At 64.4% G+C, this 6,437-nt stretch carries 11 protein-coding genes; 8 read left to right on the top strand and 3 right to left on the bottom strand.

Features of this window, described 5'->3' with window-relative positions; translation table 11 throughout:
• Positions 1-194 precede the first annotated feature (194 nt).
• From ACWCO2_RS36500 to ACWCO2_RS36490, 3 genes are all read right to left on the bottom strand, one after another.
• A complete protein-coding gene (locus tag ACWCO2_RS36500) occupies positions 195-386 on the bottom strand; it encodes a helix-turn-helix domain-containing protein (protein ID WP_450132375.1) in 192 nt (63 codons plus the stop codon).
• 385 nt (positions 387-771) lie between these two features.
• On the bottom strand, positions 772-1,419 hold the full coding sequence (locus ACWCO2_RS36495; RefSeq protein ID WP_450132374.1) for an HAD family hydrolase: 648 nt from the start codon (positions 1,417-1,419) through the stop codon (positions 772-774).
• Entirely contained in the window at positions 1,419-2,264 is an 846-nt protein-coding gene (locus ACWCO2_RS36490; RefSeq protein WP_450132373.1) for a GntR family transcriptional regulator, read from the bottom strand. Before ACWCO2_RS36490 ends, ACWCO2_RS36495 begins: the two co-directional genes overlap by 1 nt.
• Before the next feature lie 137 nt (positions 2,265-2,401).
• Between ACWCO2_RS36490 and ACWCO2_RS36485 the strand changes: the two genes are divergently transcribed.
• From ACWCO2_RS36485 to ACWCO2_RS36450, 8 genes are all read left to right on the top strand, one after another.
• Positions 2,402-2,761 carry a hypothetical protein gene (locus ACWCO2_RS36485; protein ID WP_450132372.1) on the top strand — a complete coding sequence of 120 codons (360 nt, stop codon included), beginning with the start codon at positions 2,402-2,404 and terminating at the stop codon, positions 2,759-2,761.
• A gap of 413 nt (positions 2,762-3,174) precedes the next feature.
• Positions 3,175-3,363, top strand: a complete 189-nt coding sequence (locus ACWCO2_RS36480) for a hypothetical protein (protein ID WP_450132371.1) — start codon at positions 3,175-3,177, stop codon at positions 3,361-3,363.
• A gap of 62 nt (positions 3,364-3,425) precedes the next feature.
• Positions 3,426-3,803, top strand: a complete 378-nt coding sequence (locus tag ACWCO2_RS36475; protein WP_450132370.1) for a hypothetical protein — start codon at positions 3,426-3,428, stop codon at positions 3,801-3,803.
• Positions 3,800-4,108 carry a hypothetical protein gene (locus ACWCO2_RS36470; protein WP_450132369.1) on the top strand — a complete coding sequence of 103 codons (309 nt, stop codon included), beginning with the start codon at positions 3,800-3,802 and terminating at the stop codon, positions 4,106-4,108. Before ACWCO2_RS36475 ends, ACWCO2_RS36470 begins: the two co-directional genes overlap by 4 nt.
• Positions 4,101-4,304, top strand: a complete 204-nt coding sequence (locus ACWCO2_RS36465; RefSeq protein ID WP_450132368.1) for a hypothetical protein — start codon at positions 4,101-4,103, stop codon at positions 4,302-4,304. The genes ACWCO2_RS36470 and ACWCO2_RS36465 overlap by 8 nt, the downstream gene beginning before the upstream one ends.
• A gap of 32 nt (positions 4,305-4,336) precedes the next feature.
• Positions 4,337-4,603 carry a hypothetical protein gene (locus ACWCO2_RS36460; RefSeq protein ID WP_450132367.1) on the top strand — a complete coding sequence of 89 codons (267 nt, stop codon included), beginning with the start codon at positions 4,337-4,339 and terminating at the stop codon, positions 4,601-4,603.
• 2 nt (positions 4,604-4,605) lie between these two features.
• Positions 4,606-4,797, top strand: a complete 192-nt coding sequence (locus tag ACWCO2_RS36455) for a hypothetical protein (protein ID WP_450132366.1) — start codon at positions 4,606-4,608, stop codon at positions 4,795-4,797.
• A gap of 98 nt (positions 4,798-4,895) precedes the next feature.
• Entirely contained in the window at positions 4,896-6,296 is a 1,401-nt protein-coding gene (locus ACWCO2_RS36450) for an FtsK/SpoIIIE domain-containing protein (protein ID WP_450132365.1), read from the top strand.
• Positions 6,297-6,437 lie beyond the last annotated feature (141 nt).

Raw genomic sequence — 6,437 nt, 5'->3', positions numbered from 1 at the left:
CGCTGGCCCGGGCAGGGAAACCGCAGGCAGGCGGCCCCGCAGGGGCCGCCCTTGATGAAGAAAAGAAACTCTGAACACCGAAGCATGGCCGGATGAGGATCCTCCATGCCAGAGCGCGGACGCGACCGGCAGTGTCGACTTCAGACATCCCCGAGTGGCGGGCTCAGATCGAATACGCGGGCTGGAGCTGCTGATCAGTGTCGTTCTTGGCGGCGCTTGTCGGCGAGCGCATGGAGTTCCGCCCGGACTGTCTCAAGGTCAAATCGATATTTGCCGCCAGGCGTGACGAGCGCAATCGAGATCAGACCCTCATCGGCGTAGCGACTGATCGACCGGCGGGAGATGCCCAACTCCTTCGCCAGATCACCAGATGAGAGCAGCCGCATGCCCCGAACGTATGGGCACGGACTGGCCTGTGCTGCCTGGCTGGCCTCACCGGCCTTACTGGCCTTATTCTGTGGCCTGACTGGCCTCAAAGTTCGATTTTCTCGGGGGCGCAGATGAACCGCGGAAGCTGGGTACTAGGTGTCGCCGACCTCGTGTACGTGTGGCCGGGCGGCGAGTGCGTGCAGGTCTTCGGGTACCCGGACTACGTCCGCCGACTGTCTGGGGAGGCTCACGACGCACAGCCGTTCAGGACTTGCGGGGTGCCGCCGTTCGGTTCATTCGAGAGCTTCCACGCTTGGTGCCGACGGGACCATCGAGAACAACAGAAGGCCGCGCTGCCTGACCTTGGTCATGCAACACGGCCTCGAAAGCTGGACGGCTGGCCTAGATCAACTCGACCATCCGCTCGATGATGGCGGAGGGCTTGTGTCGCATGAGCCGCTCACGCTTCCCCGGCTTGTTCGCGTACCCGATACTCAGAGCCCCGACTCTCTGCGCAGCTTCAATGTCTGTGCCGGAGTCGCCGACCATGACGCAATCCGTGGGCGAAACCCCGAGAGACCTCGCCGCCTGGAGCAGCAAGTGCGGTTCAGGCTTGAGCTTCTCGACATCGGCGGTTTCGCGGGCGGAAATCCCGGCAACCTTGGCGCTCAGCCCGCGTGCCTGAAGATAGGCGCCGACAGCAGCCGTCGAGTTGTTCGACACGATGACGACCGGAATCCCTTGTTGCGCAAAGGCTTCCAGAACCTCAGCCGCACCCAATGTGGCCGGGGCAGACTCGACCGCCTGCACTTCCAGTTCAGTTAGTCGGCGCTCTATCTCGACCGGAAAGACGTCGGCCCCGGCCGCATACTTCAGGACGTCAAACGGGTCCCGGCTTCGGTTCACCGCGTCCGGTAGCGCGCCATCGAACAGCGCGCGCAGCTCCGCGGCAACCTCGTGGTCCGGGACCCCGCCAAAGACCGCGCAGACCGGGCCGTCAAAGTCGAGCAGTACTGCGCTGCTGCGAGAGATGACCTGGGGCGGCCTCATCAGCGACGCGCTTCCCGCGCGACAGTCGTCCAAATGCTGTCGAACCACATTTGAGACTGTTCGATGAACAGGCCACTTAGCGACTCCTCGCCCGGGTCGGCTGCGTGGTGGAACAAGGTCGCGTCTTTGCCCATGAGGTCCCAGATTGGGGTGTCCTCGCCGTCGAGCTGGACAACGTGTTCGCGGACTGGGTAGTAGCCGAAGAACGCTTCGGACTTGTTGATCAGGTAGAGCTTGAACAGCGGCACCGCGGGATAGACCCGGAGTTCAGCTTTGGCGTCTGCCACAAGGCCAAGGCGGCCCATCTCGTTCACCGTGTCAACGATCGCCAGCGTGTGGCGCTGCATGATTCCGCTCGCGCGCTTGCGGAACGCAGGACTGTCCTGCATGTCGTCAACGCGGGCAGGCAAGGCCCACGGCGTCTCAGTGTCGGGAACGAGCAGCCGCACCCGGATCGACTCAGGACGGACGCGCCCACTGCGGATCCTGTCGAGCGGCTCAGTCAGCGCGCCGTTCAGGGTCTCGCCAGAGAAGCCGGCAAAGTCGATCGACACCTCCGACTGCTCGAAAGCCCGCTCAAGGTGGGGCCGAAGCCCAACGGGGCGTTCGGTGCGCTCGCGAACGAAGGCGCCGCTCCCCTGCCGCGCGACGATGAGCCCTTCTTCTTTCAGGATCCGCAACGCCTGCTGAATGGTCATACGAGCGACCCCGTAGCGCTTCGCGAGCTCCGTCTGCGATGCGAGCTTGTCGCCCGGCATGAGCTTCTTCGTGAGGATCGCCGCGCGGAGCGCGTTCGCGACCTGCTGGTACGGCGGACGGGGGTCGTCGGGGTCGAGTTCGGTCATTTTCCCAGGTTAACGCAGCGAACCACGATCTGACTAGCCAGGCTGACCAACCTGTTGACATGGCTAGCCAGGCTGGTCTAATCTGTACATGGCTAGCCAAGCTGGCCAAGAAAATTCCAGACCCACGGAGGCACGTCATGGCGCTGAAGAACATCCCGGTCAACATGCAGGGCTACAAGCTGATGATCACGGAGGCTCCGGCGATCAAGATGAAGGAAGACGACCAGACGGGCGAGATGAAGCCGGTCACCAACCGCGAGGGCGAGAACCAGTTCGTGGTGTCGCTGTTCGCGAAGAAGCGCCCGCAGGAGGGCCAGTTCGCCGAGAAGGGTGAGGAGATCAAGGTGACCCTGACCGTTGACCCCGGCGAGGGCTTCGAGGAGGGCACCTACGTCCAGCTGGTCGACGCGACCACGAGCCCGTGGCAGAACGAGCGCAACGGCCGATTCTCCTCGGGCATCTCGTTCAAGGCCAACGGCCTGACCCCGGCGTTCTGAGCTTCGCCGCACACGATCTGACTTCCATTTCCTCATTCTTCTTTTAAGCCTTTCGGCTGTTTGTTCTTTGAGAATTCCAGAGTGGGCCGAGCCATGCCTTTTTCGGCGCGAATTTGTGCGCCGGGAAAGCGATATTGGCCCCCGGATTTATTGCCGGGGGTCTTTATGGTTTTCCGATTTTCGAAAGGGAGTGATTGCTATGCAGTCCTTGGGATTGCAGTACTGCCCGGCATGCGACATCACCTACCGGACCTACCGGCACTCCGGCGACCAGTTCTGCCGCCGCGGCACCGGCGGGGTGATCAACGGTGGCTGAGCCGAACGAGTACAAGCCGCTCGTGCGGACCGATCCGACGACCGGCGGGCAGTGGTTGGAGCCGGACGACAGTTAGCAGACGAGAAAAGGGGTTTCGGTGACCAGTGAGGCTCTGGAAATTCAAGCCATTCTGAGGAAGCTCAAGGATGTTGGCGAATGTCTCGAGGAGTTCTCCCGGCGCACGAGAGTCAAGGAAAGCGGCCGGAACTGGCGAATGCCGTTCGCTCAGTCTGAGGTAGAGCAAGCAATCGATGAATTGTCTGTGGTCGCCAGTGAATGGGAGTGAGTGAGATGAACGGTTTCAGTTTCCACGGTTCCGGTTGCATGGGTTCGGGGCGGTGATCGGCGGTGGTTGAGGAAACGGACCTGTTCGGCAACCCGATCGAGCCGCTCAAGCCGCGGGAGAACCCGCGTCCGCCGATCAACGACATGGACCTCATCGAGGAGGTGTTGCGCAAGGCGACCACTCAGGGGTTCGTCCTGGTGGGGCAGCTCCGGGAGGACGTCTACGTGCGCACGACCGGTGATGAGGTCGAGAAGGTGTCCGTGGACCTGGATGCTGCGGTGCACCAGCTCATTGACGCCCGCTGGCTGGACGTCGGCGGCAACCACCAGGTGCGCTACGGGCGCTACACCGGTCCGGCGCGGTCGGTGCTGGTTCCGAAGAGGACCCGCCAGGCCTCCTCCCGCTGGGCGGCATTGAGCAAGCCGTGGCGGGCGGCATGAGCAGGGCGACGTGCTCACCGTTGTGTGGGCAGTTCACTGACGATCCGGCGTGCCGCTCGTGCCGGGTCTCGGTGCTGCGCGATGAGTCCGGCAGCTACTCCGGCACGGAGAAGTTGCGGGCGCTGCTGACCGACGTGCAGACCGAGGCGCGTTTCTACGAGAACGAGGTGGCCGCATCTTCCGATCTGCCTTTCTCCTGGCGGCTGCTGGTCCTGCGGGACGAATTGCTCGGGGCGATCACGGCCATTCAACGCTGGGCCGAGCACCGCCTAGAGGAATTGGACAAGAAGGAGAGCAATGGCTGATTACGAGGAGGTGATCCGAGCAACGGGCGCGTGCATCGGCCGGTTGTGGCGGCTGGAATCGAGTTTCGTCTCGACCGATTCCACGGCGGCAATCCCGGCCACGCGGGAGTTCATGAGCCTCATGGATTCCGTGCAGCGCGCCCAGTTCCAGTTCGAGAAAGCACTGATGGACGCAGGCGAGGACGACCCCGCCTGAACCAGGTTCGACCGAGAAAGGAGTGATCAGCAATGCAGGTGCAGGCACTGAACAAACGCGCAATGAACAAGTACCAGGAGCTGCACAACGCCCTGGAAGTGGTGCGGATCGCGCTGACCGAAGCCGCAGGGCTCCACAAGAAGATCGTCGAGCCCTCGCACGAGGACGTCGGTTGGCAGGTGCCCTCCCGCGAAGAGGTGGAGGCCGCACACAGCAAGGCCGTCGAGCAGCTCAACGCGCTGCACGGCTCCACGGTCACGTGGGAGAAGGAACTCGTTTCGCGCGGATGGAGGGTCTGAGGATGGCACGCAAATTCCAGGTCGATGCCGTGATCGAGGACATCGACAAGGCCATGACCAAGCTCCGCGACGCGATGGCCGGACTCCAGGTCCGCACCGCCGGGTTCAAGAAGGAGCACGACGAACTCGCCCGTCAGGTCGCGAACTACAAGGTCGATCTCGAAGACGTCGCCCCCTACATCAAGGCCTCCTAGGGCGCGACCGCACCACACCCGCAGGGGCTCGGCTGCCAGATCCGGTAGCCGAGCCCCTTCTTTATGTCCGCTGAAGGCATTTCAGGAGTTGATCAGTAATGGGCAAGGACTCTCGTCGTAAGGGAATCGAGTGGCGCGCGGCCGGGTGGATGGCCCGCCACCCCGCCATGACCACCGCCCCGGCCGTGCTGGGCACGAGCATGGTCGAGTTCGGCCCGGTCACCACCGCCGGTGTGCTGGCCGGGGTCGGCGCGGCGGGTCTGTCCTGGTACCGGGGCCACCCGGGGACCTTCGACCGCCACGCCGCACCGTGGATGAGGGCGTTCCGGCAACGCTGGGTGCGCTACATCGGCAGACGCTGGCGCGGGCTGATGATCGACTGCGAGTTCGGGCGGGAGAACCGCCGCACCGGCCATGTCGAGGTCCCCCGCCTGCTGCGGGTCCGCTCGGCGTCCCCGTCGATCGACACCCTCTACATCAAGCCGCTTCGCGGGCAGTCGTTCAAGCGGTTCCAGGACGCCCAGGACGAGTTGGCGATGGCGCTGCGGGCCGATGCGCTCGGGGTCACCAAGGTCAAGCCCGGCGTGATCGCGTTGACCGTGGTCCGTGGCAACCCCTTCACCGACATCGTGGCCCCGGCGGAGATCCCCGCGGATGCCGCCGACGTGGACCTGTCGGCGATCTACATGGGCGAGGACGAGCACGGCAACGACTGGACCGAACCCCTCATCGGCGGCAAACACCTGCTCGTGTGCGGTGCGACCGGTTCGGGCAAGGACTCTCTGATCTGGAACCCGCTCCTGGCGATGGGCCCGGCGATCCGCGAGGGCATGGTGAAGGTCGACTTCCTGGACCTCAAGGGCGGTATGACCGCCGGGAGTCACCGGGATTCGGGCTTCTTCAACCGCTATGCCGACGACCCCGACAAGGGCCTGGAGGTCATCGAGGCCTTCCGCGACGACATGAAGGCCACCCAGCGCTACCTGGCGGCTGAGGGCCTGCGGAACTTCACCGTCAGCCGCGAAACCCCGTTCCGGCTGCTGATGATCGATGAGCTGGCCATGATGACCGCCCTCGGCAGCTCCGGCACCACCCGGGCGGCGATCAAGCTCATGGCCGAAGTCATGACCCAGGGCCGCGCCCCCGGTTCCGGGCTCTGCGCCTACGTGCAGGAACCCACCAAGGACATCGTCCCGGTCCGGGACCTGTTCACCAGCCGCGTGTGCATGCGCACCTCCGCCGAGAACCACGCGGACATGGTCCTCGGGGAGGGCATGCGTCAACGCGGGGCCCTGGCCGATGAGATCCCCGCCGACGACGAGCACGCCGGGATCGGGTTCCGCGTGGACAAGTACTCCCGCCGCCCCGTCCGGGTCCGCGCCGGATACGCCACCGACGAGGACATCACCGAACTCGTCCGAACCTGCACCCCCGACCCGTCCAACGTCGTCCAGCTCCACCACGACGACGAGACCCACGAAGACGAACAGGCCGCCTGAAAAGGCCTGACACAGAAGGGACAACCGAATGTCAGAGCAGTTCAAGCCCCGCTTCTACCGCGGGCACCGCGGCATGATCCTGGACCTCACCCCCACGGCCGCCAGCATCAGCATGGGGATCAACGGTGGCCCGGCGTACTC

It is taken from the genome of Saccharopolyspora sp. NPDC002376 (genome assembly GCF_053593195.1).
Note: the sequence above shows the minus strand (reverse complement) of the source record. Positions and strands in the feature narration are given on the sequence as shown.